The following is a 22,517-nucleotide window of genomic DNA, read 5'->3' on the forward strand; positions in this document are numbered from 1 at the left end:
TGTTTATGAACCAGCGACCGGGCAATCAATTGTTCGATGCCTATTTCACTGCCCGCGACATGCGTGAAGTGTTCTGCGATCAGGGCCGGGTTCAGGCCATGCTCGATGTCGAAGCGGCATTGGCGCGAGCGCAAGCACGCGTCGGCTTGATTCCGCACACCGCCGTCGCGCCTATTGAAGCGGCCTGTCAGGCCGGGTTTTATGATTTTGCCGCACTGGGCGAGGCGATTGCCACGGCCGGTAATTCGGCGATTCCGCTGGTCAAGGCATTGGGCAAGCACATTGCCGCCAGCGATGCCGAGGCCGAGCGTTACGTGCATTTGGGCGCCACCAGTCAGGACGTGATGGACACCGGTCTGGTGCTGCAACTGCGCCAGGCACTGGTGTTGATCGAACGAGATCTGGCGCAGCTGGGCGAAACGTTGGCGACCCAAGCGTTGCGCTACGTCGCCACACCGCTGGCTGGCCGCACGTGGTTGCAACATGCGACGCCCGTCACCCTGGGCATGAAAATCGCCGGATGGCTGGGCGCTGTAAGCCGCAGCCGACAACGGCTGCAAGAACTCAAACCGCGCCTGTTGGTGCTGCAATTCGGCGGCGCTTCCGGGACCCTCGCGGCCCTCGGCGACCAGGCAATGCCGATTGCCGAAGCCTTGGCCGGTGAACTGCAACTGACGTTGCCGGAGCAACCTTGGCACACCCAGCGTGATCGGCTGGTGGAGTTCGGCTCGGTGTTGGGTTTGATCGCCGGCAGCCTCGGCAAGCTCGGCCGTGACATCAGCCTGTTGATGCAGACCGAAGCGGGGGAGGTGTTCGAACCTTCGGCACCGGGCAAGGGCGGTTCCTCGACCATGCCGCACAAACGCAACCCGGTGGGCGCGGCGGTGCTGATCGGCGCGGCCACTCGCGTACCCGGTTTGCTCTCGACCCTGTTCAGTGCGATGCCTCAGGAACACGAGCGCAGCCTGGGCTTGTGGCATGCCGAGTGGGAAACCCTGCCGGAGATTTGCTGCCTGGTGTCGGGCAGCCTGAAACAGGCGTTGCTGGTGGCCGATGCTCTGGAAGTGGACGCCGAGCGCATGGCCCGCAACCTCGACCTGACCCAGGGCCTGGTGCTCGCCGAAGCGGTGAGCATCGTCCTGGCCCAGCGGGTCGGCCGCGATACTGCACATCATTTGCTGGAACAGTGCTGCAAACGCGCCGTGGCGCAACAACGTCATCTGCGTGCGGTACTGGGCGAGGAACAGCAAGTGACCGCGCAGCTTTCAGCCGCTGAACTGGATCGTCTGATGGACCCCGCCAACTACCTCGGCCAGGCCCATACCTGGGTCGAGCGAGCGGTGGCTGAACATTCTGCATTGACTGCCTGAAGGAGACTGCTGTGGCTTTCGTGAAACTCGCCGATGGCGAACTGCACTACCAAATTCAAGGGCCGGTCGACGCGCCCGTACTGGTGCTGTCCAACTCCCTGGGCACCGACCTGCACATGTGGGACGCGCAGATCGCGGCGTTCGCCGAGCATTTTCGCGTGCTGCGTTTCGACACCCGAGGGCACGGCAAATCGCTGGTGACGCCGGGGCCTTACAGCATCGAGCAACTGGGGCACGACGTGCTGGCGCTGCTGGATGCGCTGCACATTGAACGCGCACATTTCTGCGGGTTGTCGATGGGCGGTTTGATCGGCCAGTGGCTGGGGATCAACGCCGGCGAACGTCTGCATAAACTGGTGGTGTGCAACACCGCTGCGAAAATCGGCGATCCGTCGGTGTGGAACCCACGGATCGAAACCGTGTTGCGTGACGGTCCGGCCGCGATGGTCGCTTTGCGCGATGCTTCGATTGCGCGCTGGTTCACTGCCGATTTTGCCCAAGCCAATCCAGCGGTGGCGAAGCAGATCACCGACATGCTCGCGGCCACCTCACCTGAGGGCTACGCGGCCAATTGCGCCGCCGTGCGTGATGCTGATTTCCGCGAGCAGCTGTCTTCGATCAAGGTGCCGCTGCTGGTCATCGCCGGCACCGAAGATGCGGTTACGCCGCCGTCCGGTGGGCACTTCATTCAGGAGCATGTGCAGGGCGCCGAGTACGCCGAGTTCTACGCTGCTCACTTGTCCAACGTCCAGGCCGGCGACGCTTTCAGCGCGCGGGTGTTGGCATTTCTGGCAGGCCACTGAGGATTTTCTTTTGGACGAGAAACAACGTTACGACGAAGGCCTGAAAGTTCGCCGCGCGGTGTTGGGCGATGCCCACGTCGACCGCAGCCTGAACGCCCTGACCGAGTTCAACTCGGAGTTCCAGGAGATGATCACCCGCCATGCCTGGGGCGACATCTGGACCCGTCCGGGCCTGCCGCGCCACACCCGCAGCCTGATCACCATCGCCATGTTGATCGGCATGAACCGCAACGAAGAACTCAAGCTGCACCTGCGCGCCGCCGCCAACAACGGCGTGACTCGCGGCGAGATCAAGGAAGTGATCATGCAGAGCGCGATCTACTGCGGGATTCCGGCGGCCAACGCGACGTTCCATCTGGCGGAGTCGGTGTGGGATGAGTTGGGAGTCGAATCGCGGGATTGATCCTTGGGATTTATGTTGATTGACCCACCGCCATCGCGGGCTTGCCCGCGATGGCGGTGGGTCTGCTTGCATCAGTCCTGAATTTCAAACCGTGGCGACAATGAAAATCCGCTTGAACGGAAACAGCGTTCGCCCATCGGGCTCATGCGGGTAATGCGCATGCACCCGCATCATGAAGTGATAGATGAAGCGCGCCTGTTCGTTCCCCTCCAACGATTGCATCACCGAGCGCAAAGCCGACACCTTGATCCAGTCGTAGATCGGCGACTTGCCATCGACGACTTGCAGTTGTTCGGTCTCCCAGATATCCAGCGTGCGGGTGATGGGCGAGAGCAACCGATAGTAATTTTCCAGCGAGAGCAATGGGCGCGCAGCCAGGTCTTCGCGCAGTTGAGGGGTGCCCAGCGGTTTGCCGTCGGGGCCGCCATCATCAAGGGTATCGAGCATCAGCTGATACCACACCGCATCCCGCCAGTCGGGCATGTGCGCCGCCAGACAGCCACCCGGATTGAGATAACCCAGCAGCCGCGGCAGCAAGTGTTCGTGATCGTCGATGAAATGCAGTACAGCGGCGGCAAAGAGCAGATCGGCGGGTTGCTCCGGTTGCCAGGTTTGTAGATCGCACTGCTTCCATTGCGCCTTGATCGGCAGGCAGCCTGCCTCCACGAGCATTTGCTTCGAACTGTCGATACCCATCAGTTGCGCTCGGGGCCAACGCTTGGCCAGGACTTGGGTGGCGATGCCAGTGCCGCAACCCAGGTCGTAGATGCGTCTGGGGTTTTCTACATCGACGCGGTCGAGCAGCTCGTTCACCGGTCGTTGTCGAAGCCTTGAGAATTGTTGATAGGCCTTGGCGTCCCAGTCGGGTTTGGCATTGCTTTTTGCCTTCAGGTCGGTGCTCATGAGGTTGTCCTCTCTGGCGATTCAAAGTTGTCTTCCAATGACGTTGAGGGTTTTAAGTAAAAACCCCACACCTCTTCGCGTATCCGGCTCGCGCAACAGTTTCAGCAGTTGATAAAAGCCGGGGGGCTGCTCGTTTTCTGCACTGTCGGCTTTTGCCACACGCACGGCGTTGCTGACCGTCCAGGTGGCTGCTGTGGCGTTCTCGAAAAGCTGAGCCAGCTTTTCCACCATCGGGGCGTCCAGCAAATCGACGATGTCGCTGACCAGTGACAGCAGGTCTATCAGGTTGTCTATCCGACCACCGTCAATCAGTGGTTTGAGTTTCGCCATCAGTGCGGACTCATTGGCTACGTCCATCGCATTCACTCCTCCCTGTGCAGGGTCAAAGCATTCCACGGGCGACCGCCCAGTACAGACCGCGATTGAAGCCGTTTCTGAGCAAACCGCCGAGTTTGGTGGGCGGTGTCGGCAGAACATCGTGGCAGTAGTCATACCAAAGCGGCATTCCTGCATTCAGGCCCATTTGCGCCACGGCCTGGACGCGTCCGTCATACACGGCGATGGTGCTGCCCAGCCGAATTTCGCCAGCGATATTGTTGGCAATCACAGGTGCCTGGTTATGGCAGGCGCCGCCAGCTTTGCTCACAGGCAGGTCGACGGTGTCACCGATGACATAGACGTTTTCCAGGCCATAGACCTTCAACGTTTCATGGTTGGTCGGCAACCAACCCTCGTTGTTGGGGGCGTGTGATGCGCCACACTCCAGCACGGCGTCCACGGCCCGGATCGGTGGGGTCGCCATGAGAATGTCGAACGGTTGTTCCTCACCTTCTTCGGAGTAAGCAATTTTCTTGTCAGGATCGACTCGCTTCAGGGTGAAGCCGCGCTGGAAGCGGATGTTTTTCTGCTCGAAGATACCGGGCAGAATTTCCCCGGTCGGCCGCTGAAGGAACAGACAGTTGCGCATTAATTGCGCAGTTGTCGGGTAGGTGTAGATGATTTCTACATGATCGCGTACGCCGCGTCGGCGCAGGAAATCATCCAGCATCAAAGTAGTTTCAACAGGGGCGATCCCGCATTGATGCGGCACATTCGGCGTTTGCGGGAACGACACCGTGATAAAGATGCGGCCTTTCTCGATCGTGCTCAGGCGTTGCGCCAGTTGCCGGGCAGGCTCGTACTGATAGAAATGGTCACCCGCTTTCTTCAGTCCTTCGATTCGCTCCGGCGCCGGTATGCAGCCGGTGGCAATGACTAAAAAATCATAGCCATACTGCTTGCCGCTGCGGGTGTACAGATGTTGGCGGTTGAAATCGAAACGAGTGACCTCCTCAACGTGAAAATCGATTTCCGGACGCAGCAGCGAACGTTCCGTGCGCTTGAGTTCTTCCTGAAAAAACAGGTTGAACGCCACGTACATGAAGGCAGGTTTATAGAAGTGATCGGGGGAATTGGACAGTAGTGCAATCGAGACTTCGCCGCGCAGGATTTCTGGATACAGCTTGCTGGCCAATTGATTGGCCAACATGGTTCCACCGACGCCGCCACCGACGATAACTATTCGCTTGCTCATACCTGACCTCCGAGGTCATGGCAGCTTCGCGTACAGCATCCGGAGATAACGGAAGGAAACAGGGGCTCCTACATCAGGGCTGGAGAATTAAACACGCAAGTTGACTGTATCTGTCAGCGTGCAAATCACCAGCGCCTACCGACAAACGGTGAGAGGCAGGCGACCGTTTTTCGTCTGCGGTCGCTGCCTGAGTCTCGTTACAAGAGGCTGATCGGATAGCTGATGATCAACCGATTCTCGTCGAACTCGTTATTGCTGTAGTCGCGGCGCATGGTCGAGTTGCGCCATTTGACGTTCAGGTCCTTGAGCGCGCCGCTTTGTACGGTGTAGCCCAATTCGCTTTCACGGCCCCATTCCTTGCCATCGGTGATGTTGCCGGTGTGCACGTTGTCGCCGCTGATGTAGCGGTTCATCAGGGTCAGGCCGGGAACACCGAGGGCGACGAAGTTGTAGTCATGACGCACCTGCCAGGATTTTTCCCGGGCGTTGTCATAACTGGAGTTGTAGCTGTCGTTGGCCAGGGTGCCGCCGCTGGTGCCGTTGACGCGCATCCAGGCGCTGTCGCCGGTGAGTTTTTGCAGACCGACGTAAAAGGTGTTGCCGCCGTACTTGGCCGAGAACAGGCCATAAAAGGTTTTGTTGTCGAGGTCGCCGGCCCGGGCGCTGCCGTCGTCCTTGCCGTAGAAGAAACCGAGGTTGGCGCCCAGAGTCCAGTCGCCCAGTGGCTGGCTGTGAATCAGGTTCACGAACTGCTGGCTGTAGATGTCCTTGAGTTCGGCATTCCACAGACCTATCTGCGTGCGCTTGTCATTGAACACGTATTCGCCGCCCTGGAAGTTGAAGCGGTCGGAGGTGAAGGCGGGTTTTCCGGTCATCGACATGTCGTTCATGCTGCTGTCATCGCGCGGACTGTTGGCGCGGAATTGGCCGCCGTAGAGCGTCAGGCCGGTGATTTCCTTCGAGGTGATCTGGCCGCCACGGAAGGTTTGCGGCAGCGAACGGCCGTCGTCCGAGCGCAGGATCGGTAGTACCGGCATCCATTCACCGACTTTCACTTCGGTCTGCGACAGCTTGGCCTTGAACGCCACGTTGGTGCGGCCGAAGTTGTCGGCGGGGCGACCATCGTGGTCCAGCGGCAGCAACTGCGTTCCCCCTGTGCCTTTACCGCCGTCGAGTTTCACCGAGTACAGGCCCAGCACATCCATGCCGAACCCGACGGTGCCTTGGGTGAACCCTGACTTGGCGTCGAGAATGAAACTTTGTGTCCACTCTTCCGCCTTGCCTTGAGCCTTGGTCGGGTTGGTGAAATTGCGGTTGATGTAGAAGTTGCGCAGGTTCAGGTTGACCTTGGCGCCGTCGACAAACCCCGATTCCTCGGCCATGACAGGCAGGGCAGCGCTGGCCAGGGCGATGGCGATCAGGCCGGGAAAATAATACTGCGCGGTGGAAGGCGTCATGGGGCGGTCTCTCTAATTGTTAGGGATGAAACAGGGCGCTGCCGCAACGGCGGGGTTGCAGACAAAGGATTCGAAGTTGTGAGAATCGGAACGGATCAGCCGGACAGGGCAGGGCGCGGGGGCATGGTGTCGAACCTGATGTTATTGGTCTTGTGGGGGCAGATGGTGAGGGGAATGAACCAGCTGGTTCAATTGGCAAAAGCGGGTTTTGGGCGATAATCGAACGCAAGATTGTTTTGGATTTTGTGTCGTTTGCGCGGGCCTCTTCGCGGGCAAGCCCGCTCCCACAGGTTTCCATGTTTGCCGCAAATCACATACATACAGAAATCCACTGTGGGAGCGGGCTTGCCCGCGAAGAGGCCAGCGCTGACAACACAATATTTCCCGCAGACAACAAAAAGCCCACCAAAAGGTGGGCTTCTTGTTTACAGCGCGATCAGAACAACTTCATCTTCGGCGCGTCTTCTTTCAGCGGTTCGACTTTCGCCGTCTGCTCATTCCAGCCACCGCCCAAGGCCTTGTACAGATTGACCGCACTGACCAACTGCGCCAGGCGATCAGTGATCAGCACTTGTTGCGCGTTGAACAGCTGACGCTGGGCGTCGAGGAAGGTCAGGTTGCTGTCGACACCAATGCGGTAACGACGCTCGGCCAGGCGGTAGTACTCCTGGTTGGCGGTGACGTTGTCACGCTGCGCCTGCAACTGGTCGGTGTAGGTCAGGCGGGCAGCCAGGCCGTCGGCGACTTCCTGGAAAGCCGTTTGAATGGATTTCTCGTAGTTCGCCACGCCGATGTCTTTCTGGATTTTCGAGTAATCCAGGCTGGCGCTCAGGCTGCCGGCGTTGAAGATCGGCAGGTTGATCTGCGGCGAAAACAGCCAGGTGCCCGAACCGCCCTTGAACAGACCGGACAAGTCCGGGCTCAGGGTGCCGGCGTTGGCCGTCAGGCTGATGCTCGGGAAGAACGCAGCCCGTGCCGCACCGATGTTGGCGTTGGCAGCTTTCAGGTTGTATTCGGCCTGGAGGATGTCCGGACGACGTTGCAGCAAGTCCGATGGCAGACCGGCGGGCACGTCACTCAGCAAATCTTCAGACAGCGGTTTGGCGGCTTGCAGGTTGGCCGGAAGGCCGGTGCCGAGCAGCAGCACCAGGCTGTTTTCATCCTGGGCAACCTGGCGGGTGTACTTCGCCAGTTGAACCCGGGCGGTTTCCACCGAGGTGCGCGACTGGGCCAGGTCCAGCGCCGAAGCCACGCCGACCTCGTTGCTGCGCGCGGTGAGCTTGTAGCTCTCCTCGAACGCAGCGAGGGTGTCCTGGGTCACTTTCAGCAGTTCCTTGTCGGCTTGCCAGGCCAGGTAAGCGTTGGCCACGCTCGCCACCAGACTGATCTGCGTACTGCGACGACCTTCTTCGGTCGCGAAGTACTTCTGCAGCGCTTCTTCGCTGAGGCTGCGAACCCGACCGAACATGTCGAGTTCATACGCGCTGATACCCACGGTGGCCGAGTAGGAACTGCTGATGCCCGCTTCGCCAGTCTGCGAGGCCCGTGCCGGGACGCGCTGACGGCTGCCGGTGCCATTGGCCGAAACGGCCGGGTACAGATCGGCGCGCTGGATGCGGTATTGAGCCGCGAACGCATCGATGTTCAGGGCCGCGACGCGCAGGTCACGGTTGTTTTCCAGCGCAACCTGGATCAGCTGTTGCAGCGCCGGGTCATGGAAAAACTGCTTCCAGCCTTGTTCGGCGGCAGCCTGGGCAGGCGCCTGGGCCGGCGAATACGCCGGACCTTGCGGGTATTGCGCGGCCACCGGTGCTGCGGGCTGCTGATAGTCAGGAATCAGCGAGCAGCCACCGAGCACGAAGGCGGCGACGGCTAGGGAGAGTAGCGACTTGCTCATTGGCCAGCCTCTTTAGTAGGTTCAATAGCGTCATCCTGGTCGGCGATTTTGCGCTGGCCCATGGACGACACGGTGACGAAGAACAGCGGGACCCAGAAGATCGCCAGAATCGTGGCGGTGAGCATACCGCCAATTACCCCGGTACCGATCGCATGCTGGCTACCCGAGCCTGCGCCTGTGGAGATTGCCAGGGGCACCACACCAAGAACGAACGCGAGCGAGGTCATGATGATCGGTCGCAAACGCATGCGGCAGGCTTCGATCGCCGCATCGCGCAGGCTGCGCCCCTGTTCATGCAGCTCCTTGGCAAATTCGACAATCAGAATGGCGTTTTTCGCCGCCAGACCGATAGTCGTCAACAGGCCCACCTGGAAGTACACGTCGTTGGACAGACCTCGCAGGCTGGTGGCCATCAGCGCACCGATGATCCCCAGCGGCACGACCAACATCACCGCGATCGGAATCGACCAGCTTTCATACAGCGCCGCCAGACACAGGAATACCATCAGCAGCGATAGCGCATACAACGCTGGCGCTTGCGAGCCGGACAGGCGTTCCTCGTACGACAGACCGGTCCAGGAAATACCGACACCTGCCGGCAGTTTCTGGGCGATGGCTTCGACTTCGGCCATCGCTTCACCGGTGGAGTAGCCAGGCGCCGGAGCACCGAGAATTTCCATCGCCTCTACACCGTTGTAACGGGCCAGTTTCGGCGAACCGTAGATCCATTCACCCTTGGCGAAGGCGGTGAACGGCACCATCGCGCCGTCGCGATTGCGCACGTACCACTTTTTCAGGTCTTCAGGGCTCATGCGTGCGCCGGGCTGGCCTTGTACGTAAACCTTCTTCACCCGACCACGGTCGATGAAGTCGTTCACATAGCTACTGCCCAGGGCAATCGACAGGGTGTTGTTGATGTCGGCGATGGTAATGCCCAGTGCACTGGCCTTCTCGTCGTCGATTTCCAACTGGTATTGCGGCTCGTCGTTCAGACCGTTCGGGCGCACTTGCGACAGCACTTTGCTTTGCGCTGCCATGCCGAGGAACTGGTTGCGGGCCGCCATCAGTTTTTCGTGACCGATACCGGCACGGTCTTGCAGGAACACGTCGAAACCGGTGGCGTTACCCAGTTCCAGAACCGCCGGTGGCGCGAATGCGAACACCATGGCGTCACGGAAGGTGAAGAAGTGCTGCTGGGCGCGGGCCGCAACCTTGAACACGTTGTTGTCGGCGTTACGCTCGTCCCACGGCCGCATCATGATGAACGCCATGCCCGAGCTCTGGCCACGGCCGGCGAAGTTGAAGCCGGTCACGGTAAACACCGAGTTCACTGCATCGCCTTCACCGCCATCCTTGCTTGGACGCAGCAGGAATTCACGCATCTGGTCCACGACCACCTGGGTGCGCTGGGAAGTCGAACCGGCCGGGGTCTGCACTTGAGCGAACAGTACGCCCTGGTCTTCTTCCGGCAGGAACGCCGTTGGAATACGGGTGAACAGCCAGATCATGCCGACCAGGATCAGAAGGTACGCGAGCAGGAACGGAATCTTGTTCGCAAGCATGTTGCCCACGCCACGTTCGTAGCTGCGTACGCTTCGGTCGAAGTTGCGGTTGAACCAGCCGAAAAAGCCGCGTTTCGGTACGCCGTGTTCACCTTTCGGAATGGCCTTGAGCATGGTGGCGCAAAGTGCCGGGGTGAAGATCAACGCGACCATCACAGACAGCGCCATGGCCGAAACTATGGTGATCGAGAACTGCTTGTAGATCACGCCAGTGGAACCGCTGAAGAACGCCATCGGCAGCAATACCGCCGACAGCACCAGGGCGATACCGACCAGTGCACCCTGGATCTGCCCCATGGATTTCTTGGTGGCCTCCTTGGGTGACAGTCCTTCTTCGCTCATGACCCGTTCGACGTTTTCCACCACGACGATGGCATCGTCCACCAGCAAGCCGATGGCCAACACCATGCCGAACATGGTCAGGGTGTTGATGCTGAAACCGAACGCCGCGAGGATCCCGAATGTACCAAGCAATACCACTGGCACTGTCATCGTAGTGATGACCGTGGCGCGGAAGTTTTGCAGGAATAGGAACATCACCAGGAACACCAGCACGATCGCTTCGACCAGGGTTTCAACCACACCCTTGATCGACTCGGTCACCACGGGCGTGGTGTCGTACGGGAACACCACCTCCATCCCTTGCGGGAAGAACGGCTTGAGGCTGTCGATGGTCTTGCGCAAGGCTTTTGCGGTGTCGAGGGCGTTGGCGCCGTTGGCCAGTTTCACCGCGAGACCGGAAGCCGGGGCGCCGTTGAACTGGGCGTTGATGCTGTAGTTTTCGCCACCCAGGCCGACGTCGGCGACATCTTTCAAACGAACCTGGGAACCGTCCTTGTTGACCTTGAGCAGGATTTTGTTGAATTGCTCAGCGGTCTGCAGACGGGTCTTGCCGATGATCGTCGCGTTCAGCTGTGTATCGGGCATGGCCGGCAGGCCGCCGAGCTGGCCGGACGAGATCTGCACGTTTTGCGCGGCAATGGCAGTCTTGACGTCAATCGGGGTCAGGCTGAAGTTGTTCAGCTTGGCCGGGTCGAGCCAGATACGCATGGCGTATTGCGAGCCGAACACCTGGAAGTCGCCCACGCCGGCTGTCCGCGAAATCGGGTCCTGCATGTTGGACACGATGTAGTTGGACAGGTCGTCCTTGGTCATGCTGCCGTCACGCGAAACCACGCCGATCACCAGCAGGAAGTTCTTCACGGCCTTGGTGACACGGATACCTTGCTGCTGCACTTCTTGCGGCAGCAGCGGGGTGGCCAGGTTCAGTTTGTTCTGGACCTGAACCTGCGCGGTGTCGGAGTTGGTGCCTTGCTCGAAGGTCGCGGTGATCGTCATGGTGCCGTCGGAGTTACTTTCCGAGGAGACATAACGCAGGTTGTCGATACCGTTGAGCTGCTGTTCGATGACCTGAACCACGGTGTCCTGCACGGTTTGTGCGGAAGCGCCCGGGTAGGCCACGGAGATCGCAATCGCCGGAGGCGCAATGCTCGGGTATTGGTTGATCGGCAGTTTGAGGATCGATAGTGCCCCGACCAGCATGATCACCAGGGCGATTACCCAGGCGAAAATCGGACGGTCGATAAAAAATTTCGACATGATTTACTCCCCTTTGCCGCTGGAAGCCTTATCAGCTGCCTGTGCGGGGGCCGGGTTCTTTGCGCCAACGTTAGTCGCTTCACTGGCTTTGACTTCGACGCCAGGTTTGACGTATTGCAACCCTTCGGTGATCAGGCGATCGCCGGCTTTCAGGCCGTCCTCGATCAGCCATTGGTTGCCGACGGTGCGGCTGGCCTTGAGCTGACGCAATTCGACCTTGTTGTCCGCACCGACGACCAGTGCCGTCGGCATGCCTTTGAGGTCACGCGTCACGCCTTGTTGCGGGGCCAGGATCGCGGCGCTGTTCACACCAGACTGCAACTGGGCGTGAACGAACATGCCCGGCAGCAAGGTGTGATCAGGGTTGGGGAACACGGCGCGCAGCGTTACCGAACCAGTGGTCTGGTCAACCGAGACTTCGGAGAACTCAAGCTTGCCTTCCAGCTTGTACAGGCTGCCATCTTCGAGGGTCAGCTTGACGGCGGCGGCGGTGTCGCCGGCCTTTTGCAGACGACCGCTTTCCAGCTCACGGCGCAGCTCAAGCAGCTCGACGGACGACTGGGTGACGTCGACGTAGATCGGGTCCAGTTGCTGGATCACGGCCATCGGATCGGCCTGGCCGCTGGTGACCAGCGCGCCTTCGGTCACATTCGAGCGGCCGATGCGGCCGGAGATCGGGGCGTAGACCTTGGTGTAGCGCACATTGATCTGCGCGTTTTGCAACGCGGCTTCCGACTGCAAGCGGTTGGCAACGGCTGTGTCGTATTCCTGACGGCTGACAGCTTGCTCGTTGACCAGCTGCTTGTAGCGATCAGAGATCGACTTGGTCTGTTGCAGGTTGGCTTCGGCGCTTTTCAGGGTGGCTTCATAAACGGCCGGATCGATCTGATACAGCTGCTGGCCGGCCTTGACGTCGCCGCCTTCCTTGAACAGACGCTTGAGAATGATGCCGTTGACCTGAGGGCGGACTTCGGCGATGCGGAACGCGCTGGTGCGGCCTGGAAGCTCGGACGTCAGGGTGAACGCTTGAGGTTGCAGGGTGACTACGCCGACCTGAGGGGGTGGGGCGGCTTGTGCCGTCTCTTCCTTTTTGCAGCCGCTGAGCAGCGATGCCAGGGCGAGGGCAGTGACCAGAGCGGTAACAGCTGGCTTGAATTGCATGAAGATCCTCGGGTCAGGCGCGCTAGAAACGCACTAGAAATGTGAAAGGGTAAAAAATCGGTACCGGGTGGATAAGTAGCTTGCTAAGGAATATACTTACGTTCATGGTTGTTTGTAAATACCTTGGCTGCGTACCCACTCCGTTACAAAAGCCGTTCAAAGGTTGGAATTGTATGTAGGGGACGATGCCCAAGAGCGCTCGCCCCACTTTTATTCAGCGGATATTCAGGCATCACTGAAGCATCCTGATTGAGGTTTTACTGCCATGGTCCGTCGTACCAAAGAGGAAGCTCAAGAAACTCGCAGCCAGATACTCGAAGCGGCAGAAAAAGCCTTTTTTGAACGGGGCGTGGCGCGCACGACGCTGGCGGACATCGCGACCCTGGCCGGCGTGACGCGCGGTGCCATCTATTGGCATTTCAGTAACAAGGCCGATCTGGTGCAAGCGATGCTGGACACCTTGCAAGAGCCGCTGGATGAGATGGCCCGGGCCAGCGAAAGCGAAGATGAGCTCGATCCTCTTGGGTGCATGCGCAAGCTTCTGATTCATTTGTTTCATCAAGTTGCACTGGACCCGAAAACCCGACGCATTAATGAGATTTTGTATCATAAGTGCGAATTCACCGATGAAATGTGCGACCTGCGTCAGCAGCGCCGAACGGTCAGCCTCGATTGCAACGTGCGAATCGCCCTGGCCTTGAGTAATGCGGTGAATCGCGGGCAAATGCCCGAGGACCTCGATACGGCACGCGCGGCGGTCAGCCTGCACGCCTATATCGACGGCATGCTTTATCAGTGGCTGTTGGCGCCGGACAGTTTTCTATTGCACACCGACGCCGAACGTTGGGTCGATGCAGGGTTGGACATGCTGCGCTTGAGCAGCAGCCTGCGCAAATGAAACAAAATGCGTAATTGGATCCGTTCCTGTCAACCAAATAAGACAGGCTTGGCCCCCATCAGCGCCAGCGCCTTTGCAATGGGGTGCTTTTATATACGCACACTCGCCAGGTTGAAAGGTAGCGAGCTACGTAATTTGTACTGATTTTGTGACGCGGTTATGAATCGGCTGAACCGTTTTACCGCCTCAGTCGCAGGAGGTCAGCACTCGCTGCACCTCCTGGCTGAATCAGTTAACCGGACGGTGTATTCGCAATCATCAGCCCAAGGTGATTTCCACCTCGAAGTTAAACGGTGCCTCGTCACTCATGTGGGTGATTTTGGTTGAACAGTTGACCCGGGAGGTGCCAATCGAAGTGACGGTGTTTTTTACGCTCGGTTTATGTGTTGGCGTCAGCACACCGAAGGAAGTGTTCATAATCATGCCCAGATCAAAACGCACCCCGATCGTCTTATCGCCGAAGTCTACAAACTGGTTGAACATGATTTTGTTTTTCGGCCAAGGGTACGCGTAAGTGTAGGCAAACTCCGACTTGAAGGCTGTTTCTTCTTGTGGTTTAAGTTGGAACGACTCACGCTCCGATTGGCGCAACGGCAAACTGGTTTGTGCCATATTGAACGTGTGAGAAGTATTGTTGATGATCTTGATAATGACCCGGGTTTGTTTCGGATCTGCCTTCTGGTTTCGCCACTGCTCGATCTGTTGTTCCAGGGCGAGCCTCGATTCCGTCCGGTCCAGAAAGCCAATCAGTTCGACCTTGGCCTTACCCACCAGATCATCCAGCAACGCCTGATTTTCCTTGCTGAGCAGGAACGGTGAAAGCTGATAAAGAATGCCGATCGACGTAGCGCTGAAGAAGGAGAATATATCGCTGTAAGCGTCGGGAGTTTCGTTGTTGATGTTTTCAATATTGGTCATGTCGATTCCTTTCGATAATTGTGTTGTAGAACAGGAGTTTGTTGTTGCTTGTCGAATGGCGAGTATCTAGGTTAGTGGTGAATATCGAAAGCGAGGGATAGTGTCTTGATGTGTTTTATTGAAGGGGTTGTTGTTGGTTGAGTTTATAAAGAAGTTGCTGTAAGTCAGTAAAACTAAAAAGCCCCGGCTCGCGAGAGTCGGGGCTTTTTGATTTCAGCGAGTGGAACTTACAACGTTGGATAGTCGATATAACCGACTGGCCCCTTGGCATAGAACAACTCAGGACGCGCTTCATTCAGCGGCGCATCGGCCTTCAAGCGCGCCGGCAAGTCCGGGTTGGCAATGAATGGCACGCCGAAGGCGACCGCATCAGCCTTGCCGCTCGCCAGCCAGGCGTTGGCGCTGTCCTTGGTGAAGCGTTCGTTGACGATGTAAGGACCGCCAAAGGCTTCTTTGAGCTGTGGACCCAGGCTGTCGGCGCCTTCTTTCTCACGTGAGCAAATGAACGCGATGCCGCGTTTACCCAGTTCGCGAGCGACGTAGGTGAACGTCTCGGCCAGGTTATCGTCGCCCATGTCGTGGGAGTCGGCGCGGGGTGACAGGTGCACACCGACGCGGCCGGCGCCCCAGACTTCGATGGCGGCGTCGGTCACTTCCAGCAACAGGCGAGCGCGGTTTTCCAGGGAGCCGCCGTAGTTGTCGGTGCGCTTGTTGGTGCTGCTTTGCAGGAACTGGTCGAGCAGGTAACCGTTGGCGCCGTGGATTTCCACGCCATCGAAACCGGCGGCCTTGGCGTTCTCGGCACCGGTGCGATAAGCGTCGACGATGTCGGCGATTTCAGCGGTTTCCAGAGCACGCGGAGTTGGGTAATCGGCCAATGGACGCACCAGGCTGACATGCCCTTTGGGCTGGATGGCGCTCGGTGCGACAGGTGCTTCACCGTTCAGGTACGACTCGTGGGACACCCGGCCAACGTGCCACAGTTGCAGGAAAATCTTGCCGCCCGCGCCGTGGATCGCCTTGGTCACGTTGGACCAGCCACGCACCTGGTCATTGGACCAGATGCCCGGGGTGTCCGGGTAGCCGACGCCCATCGGCGTGACCGATGTGGCTTCGCTGAGGATCAGGCCGGCCGAGGCACGTTGTACGTAGTATTCGGCCATCAGCGCGTTCGGCACACGGCCTTCGTCGGCGCGGCAGCGGGTCAGCGGCGCCATGATGATGCGGTTGGCCAGCTCGATATCACCGAGTTTGATTGGATCGAAAATAGTCGTCATGAAGTACAACCCTCGTGAGGTAATGGTTATTTAGTGGGTAGCAGGAGCCAGTTCGGGATCGCCGCTCTGGCGGAAAGTAATCAGGGTCACCAGCAGGGCGAGCACCGCCAGCGCCGCTGCAGCGAGAGGAACGCTGGTCAAGCCATAGCCGTGGGCGATGACGCTGCCGCCGACCCAGGCACCGAGTGCGTTGCCGATGTTGAAAGCGCCGATGTTCAGGGTCGACACCAGGTTCGGCGCGGCCTTGCCGTAGGTCACCACGTTCACTTGCAGTGCGGGCACGGCGGCGAAACAGGCGGTGGCCCAGAGGAACAGGGTGATTTCGGTCGGGATCAGCGCGATGCTGGTCCAGGTCAGTACGGTGGAGATCACGGCCATCGAGATGAAGACGCCGATCAGCGTCGCGGCCATGCCTTTATCGGCCAGTTTGCCGCCGATGATGTTGCCGACCGTCAGGCCCAGGCCGATGAGCATCAGGGTCCAGGTCACGCCGCGTGGCGAGACACCGGTGACTTCGCCCAGCAGCGGCGCAACGTAGGTGAACAGCGTGAACACCGACGCGGCAAACAACGCGGTCATGCTCAACGACAACCAGATGCCGGCGCCTTTGAGGGCGCGCAATTCGGCGCGCATGTCGAGTTTCTCTTCATCGCGCTTGGCCGGCAGGAAGCGGATCAGGCCGATCAACGCGATCACACCAATCACGGTCACTGCCCAGAAGGTCGAGCGCCAGCCGGCTTGCTGACCGAGCGCGGTGCCCAGCGGAACGCCAAGGACGTTGGCCAGGGTCAGGCCGGTGAACATCAATGCCACGGCCGAAGCACGTTTGTTGGCGGGCACCAGGCCTGCCGCCACCACCGAACCGATACCGAAAAACGCACCGTGGCAAAGGGCGGTGACCACACGGGCAAACATCAGCACGTTGTAGTCAGTGGCCAGGGCACAGAGCAAGTTGCCAATGATGAAGATGCCCATCAACGCGACCAGTGCGGCCTTGCGCGGCAGTCTGGAGGTGGCCAGTGCCATGAACGGCGCACCGATGGCCACGCCCAGGGCGTAACCGGTCACCAGCCAGCCGGCGCCGGGGATCGACACACCGAGGTCAGTCGCCACGTCGGGCAGCAAGCCCATGATGACGAACTCGGTGGTGCCGATGGCGAAGGCACTCAAGGCCAGGATGAGTAGCGAGAGGGGCATTGTCGATTCCTTGTCGGCTGACTGACGTGGGGGGCGTTCTCAATTGGTTTTCCCAGCGCTGCGTGAAAACCAATTGAGAACACCCCCGCAGGGTCAGAGCTCTTTGCTGAAGGTGCGGAGGAATTCCTGGATGGTTTCCTCATTGCGTTTGAAAAAGTGCCATTGGCCGACTTTGCGGCTGCTGATCAAACCGGCGCGTTGCAGGGTCGCCAGGTGGGCCGACACCGTGGACTGCGACAAACCACACCGTTGATCGATCTGCCCGGCGCAGACGCCGTGCTCGTGGCTGTGGGACTGGTCGGGAAATTCGACGTCCGGGTCTTTTAGCCAGTGCAGGATTTCTCGCCGTACCGGGTGCGCCAGGGCTTTTATTATTTCGTCGAGATTGAGAGTCATGGTGTGGGCTCGTGATGAGTAAAACGCTATATCGCGATGGGGCGAACTTTAAATCGGTATTTCGCGATATACAAATACGATTTGGCTCTGAGCTGATCGTAATTCGGTATATCGAGTTATAACGATACGCTGCGTGTAAAAGTACAGGGAGGCAATGCTAAGCTGCGCCCATGAACTATCTCGCTCATTTGCACCTCGGTGGCCAGCGCCCCGGTCAACTGCTCGGCAGCCTTTATGGCGACTTCGTCAAAGGACGGCTGCAAGGGCAGTTCGATCCGGAAATCGAGGCGGCCATTCAGTTGCATCGCAGCATCGATGTCTTTACCGACCGCCATCCGTTGGTGGACGTTGCGTTGTCGCGGTTTTCCATGACGCGCCGGCGCTATGCCGGGATCGTGCTCGATGTGTTTTTCGACCATTGCCTGGCGCGGGACTGGACGCTTTACGCCGATCAGTCGCTGGAGTTATTCACTTCGGATGTGTATCGGGTGCTGTCGGCCGAGCCGCAGTTGCCGGAACGGCTGGCGCGGATCGCGCCGCACATGATGGCCAATGACTGGTTGGGTTCTTACCGGGAGTTCGAGGTGCTGGAGCAGGTATTGCGCGGGATTTCGCGGCGGCTGACCAAGCCGGAGGAACTGGCGGCGGCGATGCAGGAATTGCGAGTGCTGTATGAGCCGTTGAGCGAGGACTTTCGGTTGTTCTATCCACAGCTTCAGGATTTCGCGCAGAACTATCCAACACTCTAAACCCCTTGTGGGAGTGAGCCTGCTCGCGATAGCGGTCCTTCATCCAACACTGATGTCGACTGATACACCGCTATCGCGAGCAGGCTCGCTCCCACAGGGAAAGGTGTTTAAGCGGCAATTGCGGGGCGCAGTGGTTCCGGTTGCGCCTGCGGTATCGCGCCAAACAACGCCTTTTGCACCGCCTGCTGCGCCTCGAACGCCAGCGCCGCACGCTCGCGGCCTTCGCAGGCGATCGGCTTGAGCAGATGAATTTCCACCTCACCCCGATCATTGGCGAACAGGCGCATCAGGTGCGAGAGCAAATCATCATCGCCAATGAACGGCGCCAGCGAATCGAGCTCACCATTGCGCAGATAACGAATGGCCACGGGCTGCAGAGCCACTTCGGAGTCGATTGCCGCTGACAGCAAGCGACCGTGGAAGGTGCGCAACGAGCGGCCATCAGTGGTGGTGCCTTCCGGGAACATTAGCAGCGGGTGTTGTTGCTCCAGATGACGGGTCATCTGCTTGCGAATCAACTGGCTGTCACCCGAACCGCGACGTATGAACAAACTTCCCGCCTTGGCCGCCAACCAGCCGGCGACCGGCCAGGTGCGCACTTCGGCCTTGGACAGAAACGACAGCGGCGTGAGCATGCCAAGCAGCGGAATGTCGGTCCAGGACACGTGGTTGCTGACCCAGAGCATCGGCGCCTTCGGCAGTTCACCGTGGACGGTTACGCGAAAGGGCAGGGCATTGCTCAGGCGTGCCATGAAAAATCGCGACCAGCGCTGGCGACGCACCATCGAATGAGCAATCCCCAGCCGCTCGAACAAGCCGAACACACCGGCCATGCTCAACCCCAGCGCCACCACCACCAGCACTCGCGCAATTCGCGCGTACACCCGTAAGCGGCTCATCACATGGCCGCCTTGAAGTGCTTGGCGTAACGCGGGCAGAGTTCGTCGCGCTTGAGCAGGATGAACACGTCGGCGACCTGGAAATCTTCGTCCCAGCACGGCTCGCCGCAGATCTTTGCGCCCAGACGCATGTAGGCCTTGAGCAGCGGCGGCATTTCGGCGATGACGTTGGACGGGATATCCAAAGTGGGCAGCGGTTTTTTCGGCTCGGCCCGCAGGTGTTCGGTGCACAGATAACGTTCGCGCAGGCGCTGCATTATCGCGTGGGCCTGGATGCCGCCGTCCTGCATCGGGATGCTCGCGCAACCCATCAGATAGCTGTAGCCGCCCTGATTGAGGACTTCGGCCAGTTCACCCCAGAGCACGGCGATGGTGCCGCCGTTGCGGTACGCCGGGTCGACGCAGGTGCGGCCGATTTCCAGGATCGGACCCTTCAGATGAACCAGGCCATGCAGGCTGAATTCTTCTTCGCTGTAGAACTTGCCCAGGCTGCTGGCCGCCGTGTGATCGAGCAAGCGGGTAGTCGCCACCAGTCGGCCGGTGTTCAAGTCACGCACGCCGATGTGGGCGCAGTGAACATCATAATCATCCATGTCCAGCCCCAGTTCGGCGCCTTTAAGCTTGGCGTTGAATTCGCCGCTGAACACGTTGAAGCGCAAAGCCTGGGCTTCCTGCAAGGCCTCGGCGCCCACCAGGCGTTCGGCTTGCAGACGGCGTTCATTGCCGGTGTCGCTGATGCGGGCGATCTGAGTCATTGCGAATCTCCGTGCGGGCTGGTCACCCGTCTTGGGTTAGAGCCAATCGACTTTCTTTATGCGGCCGTGTTGTGCAAAGTCAGGCTATGTAGCCCCGGTGTCATCGCCATGAAGCTTTGGTGATGCTTGTATGACAGTCCCCAAGGAGCCTCTTATGCCCTGGCAAAACCTGCTCGACCGCCGCGACCGAATACCCGCGAATCCGGACCTGGCGGAGGGTTTCGCAACGTTGTTGCATCAATTGGGCACGGTCACGCCGTTCGAACTGGCGACGGTGGGCGGACGGTTGATGGCGACGCCGGGGCTGGCGTTTCTGGTGGGTTATCAGGCGGCGCTGCGCATGCTTTGGCCAAGCGCACCGCCGAGCCTGGGTGCGTTGTGCGCGACCGAACAGCGCAGCCTGCGAGTCGCTGACATGCAAACGCGCCTGAGCGGTTTGCGCGTCAGTGGACGCAAGGATTTCGTCACCGCCGGTGATGCGGCGGACTGGCTGCTGGTTGCTGCCCGCAGCGAAGAATCCGGTGAAACTGCGCGCCTGAGTCTGGCGGTGGTCTATCCCGGTGAACCGGGCGTGCGTGTGGAAAAACTGCCGGCGATCCCGCTGATGCCGGACATCAGTCACGGTCGCTTGTTTCTGGACAACGCACTGTGCGAATTGCTGGCGGGGGATGGCTGGGATGCCTACGTCAAACCGTTCCGCACGCTGGAAGACATTTATGTGCTGAGCGCGATGACGGCGTGGCTGTATGGCGTCGGTCACGACAGCGCCTGGCCGCAGGCCTTGCAATTGCGTTTGCTGGCGCTGCTGGCCGGGTGCGCTGAAGTCAGTCGGCAGGCGCCGAACAATCCGGTGGGGCATATATTGCTGGGGGGATTGTTTGCGCAGTTCGACGGGCTCAAGGCTGAGATCAATCAGGCGCTGGCCGAGGGGCCGCAGCATTGGGCGGCGATGTGGCAGCGGGACCAGGCCGTGATGGATCTGGCGGCAGGTGCGCGGGGCAAGCGGTTGGCCAAGGCGCTCGCGGCGAATTGACGGACGTCATCGCGAGCAAGCTCGCTCCCACATTTGAAATGCATTCCCCTGTGGGAGCGGGCTTGCCCGCGATGGCGGCCGCAAGAGCGACACAAATTCTCGAACTGTCATCAACCTCAACTAGGCTCAGCAGGATAACCCCGCCGAGCCCCTGCCATGTCCAAAGGCTTGTCCCTGTTTTTCCTGCTCCTGCTCAGCCTCACCGCCCAAGCCGAAAACTGGCCCGCCGAGCAATGGTCGACCGCTCCGGCAATTTCCGGACCGGCGCTTCAATCCCTGGAAACCTACACCTTCCCACCTCGCGATGACGCCACTCGAAAGGGCATCCGCACCGATGCCTTGCTGGTGATCCGCGACGGCCAATTGATTTACGAACGCTACGCCGGGCCGACCACGGCCCAAACGCCGCACCTGACCTGGTCGATCAGCAAAAGCCTGATGGCCACGGTCCTCGGTGTTGCTTATGGCGAGGGCCTGTTCAAGCTCGATGACCCGGCGCTGAAATTTTATCCGCCACTGCAAAAACACCCGGCAATCACCATGGCTGACCTGCTGCATTGGGCTTCAGGGCTGGACTGGCAGGAAGCCTATGAATACGCCCCGTTGAAGTCCTCGGTGGTGGCCATGCTCTACACCCGGGGTCATCAGGACATGGCTGCGTTTACCGCTGGCCACGAGGAGTACGCCCAGCCGGGGCAGGCATTTCGTTACTCCAGCGGTGACAGCAACCTGTTGGCCGCCGCACTGAAAAACATTGTCGGCCCGGCACGTTATGCGGACTATCCGTGGACCGCACTGTTTGAGCCGCTGGGGATCCGCAAGGCCGTCTGGGAAACGGACGCCACGGGCACTTTTGTCGCCTCGTCCTACGCCTACCTCACCGCCCGCGACCTGGCGCGGATCGGTTGGTTGATGGCGCGCGACGGTCGCTGGCGGGACCGACAACTGCTGCCCAAAGACTGGGTCGCCTTCAACCGCGAACCTTTCGCGCACTATCGTGCCCATCAGGATGACACGGTGCCCGGTGGGCAGTGGTGGCTCAATCGCGCAGCGGATGGCGCGCCCAGGCCCTGGCCCGATGCCCCCGACGATACCTTCGCCGCACTGGGCCATTGGGGCCAGGCGATGTACGTGATTCCCAGCGAACACCTGGTGATCGTGCGCTACGGCGATGATCGCGACGACAGTTACCAACACAACGAATTGCTCAAGCTCGCGATCAAGGCCTTTGCCGGGAAGGTGCAGCCATGAACCGTGTTGTTCGCCGCCGACCGTTCAGCACGTTGTTGCTGGTGCTGCTAATCGCCGTGTTCGGCTGGGGCTGGCACGAGCGAGTGGCGTTGTCGGCGTTTCCCGACATCATCAGCGCCTACACCGCGAAGGAATATTGCTCGTGCCGGTACGTGATGAATAACGCCGCCGAGTATTGCCATGGCTACGTGAAGCAATGGTTGCCGACCAGCGGCTTTACCGATGACCCCGCCGGCAAACGCGTGACGGTCAGCGGCATGGGCCGCAGCAATAGCGCCGTTTGGGTTGGCGAACACCAGGGCTGTCGCCTGAATCCCTGAACAGGTTTCACACAGTCGAAGCCCATTCGATTGTCCTCACGCCAAGCGCAGTTATCTGATGCCGAGCGCGACGAATTACTCAGCGCCGGCGCGGTG

At 59.7% G+C, this 22,517-nt stretch carries 21 protein-coding genes; 8 read left to right on the forward strand and 13 right to left on the reverse strand.

Translation table 11 applies throughout. The features are described 5' to 3' along the window. The first annotated feature begins 5 nt into the window (after window positions 1–5). The 3 genes from K5K95_RS15195 to pcaC are packed head-to-tail and all read left to right on the forward strand — an operon-like array spanning window position 6 to window position 2,576. The gene (locus tag K5K95_RS15195) at window positions 6–1,370 is read left to right on the forward strand and encodes a 3-carboxy-cis,cis-muconate cycloisomerase (protein ID WP_222590079.1); all 1,365 of its coding nucleotides are present in this window, start codon (window positions 6–8) and stop codon (window positions 1,368–1,370) included. 11 nt (window positions 1,371–1,381) lie between these two features. Continuing rightward, a complete protein-coding gene (gene pcaD, locus K5K95_RS15200; protein WP_222590080.1) occupies window positions 1,382–2,173 on the forward strand; it encodes a 3-oxoadipate enol-lactonase in 792 nt (263 codons plus the stop codon). 10 nt (window positions 2,174–2,183) lie between these two features. Then, window positions 2,184–2,576 (forward strand): 4-carboxymuconolactone decarboxylase, encoded by a 393-nt coding sequence (gene pcaC / locus K5K95_RS15205; RefSeq protein ID WP_222590081.1) that lies wholly within the window; start codon window positions 2,184–2,186, stop codon window positions 2,574–2,576. Window positions 2,577–2,660: 84 nt separating this feature from the next. Here the strand turns inward: pcaC and K5K95_RS15210 are convergent, their stop codons facing one another. The 7 genes from K5K95_RS15210 to K5K95_RS15240 all read right to left on the reverse strand — a co-directional run bounded on the left by K5K95_RS15210 (window position 2,661) and on the right by K5K95_RS15240 (window position 12,728). Beyond that, the gene (locus tag K5K95_RS15210; RefSeq protein ID WP_222590082.1) at window positions 2,661–3,479 is read right to left on the reverse strand and encodes a methyltransferase domain-containing protein; all 819 of its coding nucleotides are present in this window, start codon (window positions 3,477–3,479) and stop codon (window positions 2,661–2,663) included. A 21-nt stretch (window positions 3,480–3,500) separates the two neighbouring features. Next, the gene (locus K5K95_RS15215) at window positions 3,501–3,836 is read right to left on the reverse strand and encodes a DUF1641 domain-containing protein (RefSeq protein ID WP_259152090.1); all 336 of its coding nucleotides are present in this window, start codon (window positions 3,834–3,836) and stop codon (window positions 3,501–3,503) included. A gap of 25 nt (window positions 3,837–3,861) precedes the next feature. Beyond that, complete coding sequence (locus K5K95_RS15220; RefSeq protein ID WP_222590084.1) at window positions 3,862–5,052, reverse strand: FAD/NAD(P)-binding oxidoreductase; 1,191 nt, start codon at window positions 5,050–5,052, stop codon at window positions 3,862–3,864. 197 nt (window positions 5,053–5,249) lie between these two features. After that, on the reverse strand, window positions 5,250–6,509 hold the full coding sequence (locus K5K95_RS15225; protein WP_222590085.1) for an OprD family porin: 1,260 nt from the start codon (window positions 6,507–6,509) through the stop codon (window positions 5,250–5,252). A 436-nt stretch (window positions 6,510–6,945) separates the two neighbouring features. After that, entirely contained in the window at window positions 6,946–8,406 is a 1,461-nt protein-coding gene (gene emhC / locus K5K95_RS15230; RefSeq protein ID WP_222590086.1) for an efflux RND transporter outer membrane subunit EmhC, read from the reverse strand. Beyond that, a complete protein-coding gene (gene emhB / locus K5K95_RS15235) occupies window positions 8,403–11,567 on the reverse strand; it encodes an efflux RND transporter permease subunit EmhB (RefSeq protein ID WP_222590087.1) in 3,165 nt (1,054 codons plus the stop codon). Before emhB ends, emhC begins: the two co-directional genes overlap by 4 nt. A gap of 3 nt (window positions 11,568–11,570) precedes the next feature. Further along, entirely contained in the window at window positions 11,571–12,728 is a 1,158-nt protein-coding gene (locus K5K95_RS15240; RefSeq protein WP_222590088.1) for an efflux RND transporter periplasmic adaptor subunit, read from the reverse strand. Between the two features lie 265 nt (window positions 12,729–12,993). Between K5K95_RS15240 and emhR the strand changes: the two genes are divergently transcribed. Beyond that, window positions 12,994–13,626, forward strand: coding sequence for an efflux system transcriptional repressor EmhR (gene emhR / locus K5K95_RS15245; protein WP_222590089.1), 633 nt, complete (start codon window positions 12,994–12,996; stop codon window positions 13,624–13,626). A 258-nt stretch (window positions 13,627–13,884) separates the two neighbouring features. On the opposite strand, the gene K5K95_RS15250 is transcribed toward emhR, so the two are convergent. The 4 genes from K5K95_RS15250 to K5K95_RS15265 form a co-directional block, all read right to left on the reverse strand. After that, the gene (locus K5K95_RS15250; protein ID WP_222590090.1) at window positions 13,885–14,544 is read right to left on the reverse strand and encodes a hypothetical protein; all 660 of its coding nucleotides are present in this window, start codon (window positions 14,542–14,544) and stop codon (window positions 13,885–13,887) included. Window positions 14,545–14,771: 227 nt separating this feature from the next. Continuing rightward, on the reverse strand, window positions 14,772–15,821 hold the full coding sequence (locus K5K95_RS15255) for an alkene reductase (protein WP_222590091.1): 1,050 nt from the start codon (window positions 15,819–15,821) through the stop codon (window positions 14,772–14,774). Window positions 15,822–15,851: 30 nt separating this feature from the next. Beyond that, complete coding sequence (locus K5K95_RS15260; RefSeq protein ID WP_222590092.1) at window positions 15,852–17,018, reverse strand: MFS transporter; 1,167 nt, start codon at window positions 17,016–17,018, stop codon at window positions 15,852–15,854. Window positions 17,019–17,111: 93 nt separating this feature from the next. Then, entirely contained in the window at window positions 17,112–17,414 is a 303-nt protein-coding gene (locus K5K95_RS15265) for an ArsR/SmtB family transcription factor (protein WP_090181020.1), read from the reverse strand. A gap of 170 nt (window positions 17,415–17,584) precedes the next feature. Between K5K95_RS15265 and K5K95_RS15270 the strand changes: the two genes are divergently transcribed. Further along, window positions 17,585–18,163, forward strand: a complete 579-nt coding sequence (locus tag K5K95_RS15270; protein ID WP_222590093.1) for an ACP phosphodiesterase — start codon at window positions 17,585–17,587, stop codon at window positions 18,161–18,163. Window positions 18,164–18,270: 107 nt separating this feature from the next. On the opposite strand, the gene K5K95_RS15275 is transcribed toward K5K95_RS15270, so the two are convergent. Next, on the reverse strand, window positions 18,271–19,062 hold the full coding sequence (locus tag K5K95_RS15275; RefSeq protein ID WP_222590094.1) for a lysophospholipid acyltransferase family protein: 792 nt from the start codon (window positions 19,060–19,062) through the stop codon (window positions 18,271–18,273). Then, window positions 19,062–19,817: an L-ornithine N(alpha)-acyltransferase gene (olsB, locus tag K5K95_RS15280; RefSeq protein WP_222590095.1), complete on the reverse strand. Its 756-nt coding sequence runs from the start codon at window positions 19,815–19,817 to the stop codon at window positions 19,062–19,064. Before olsB ends, K5K95_RS15275 begins: the two co-directional genes overlap by 1 nt. A gap of 154 nt (window positions 19,818–19,971) precedes the next feature. Here olsB and K5K95_RS15285 point away from each other — a divergent pair, with 154 nt between their 5' ends. From K5K95_RS15285 to K5K95_RS15295, 3 genes are all read left to right on the forward strand, one after another. Next, window positions 19,972–20,850 (forward strand): acyl-CoA dehydrogenase family protein, encoded by an 879-nt coding sequence (locus K5K95_RS15285; protein WP_222590096.1) that lies wholly within the window; start codon window positions 19,972–19,974, stop codon window positions 20,848–20,850. Between the two features lie 156 nt (window positions 20,851–21,006). After that, a complete protein-coding gene (locus tag K5K95_RS15290) occupies window positions 21,007–22,101 on the forward strand; it encodes a serine hydrolase domain-containing protein (protein ID WP_222590097.1) in 1,095 nt (364 codons plus the stop codon). Beyond that, window positions 22,098–22,421 (forward strand): amidase, encoded by a 324-nt coding sequence (locus K5K95_RS15295; RefSeq protein ID WP_222590098.1) that lies wholly within the window; start codon window positions 22,098–22,100, stop codon window positions 22,419–22,421. The genes K5K95_RS15290 and K5K95_RS15295 overlap by 4 nt, the downstream gene beginning before the upstream one ends. Window positions 22,422–22,517: the final 96 nt, after the last annotated feature.

Origin of the sequence: Pseudomonas sp. DR48 (assembly GCF_019823085.1) — a bacterium.
Classification (GTDB): domain Bacteria; phylum Pseudomonadota; class Gammaproteobacteria; order Pseudomonadales; family Pseudomonadaceae; genus Aquipseudomonas.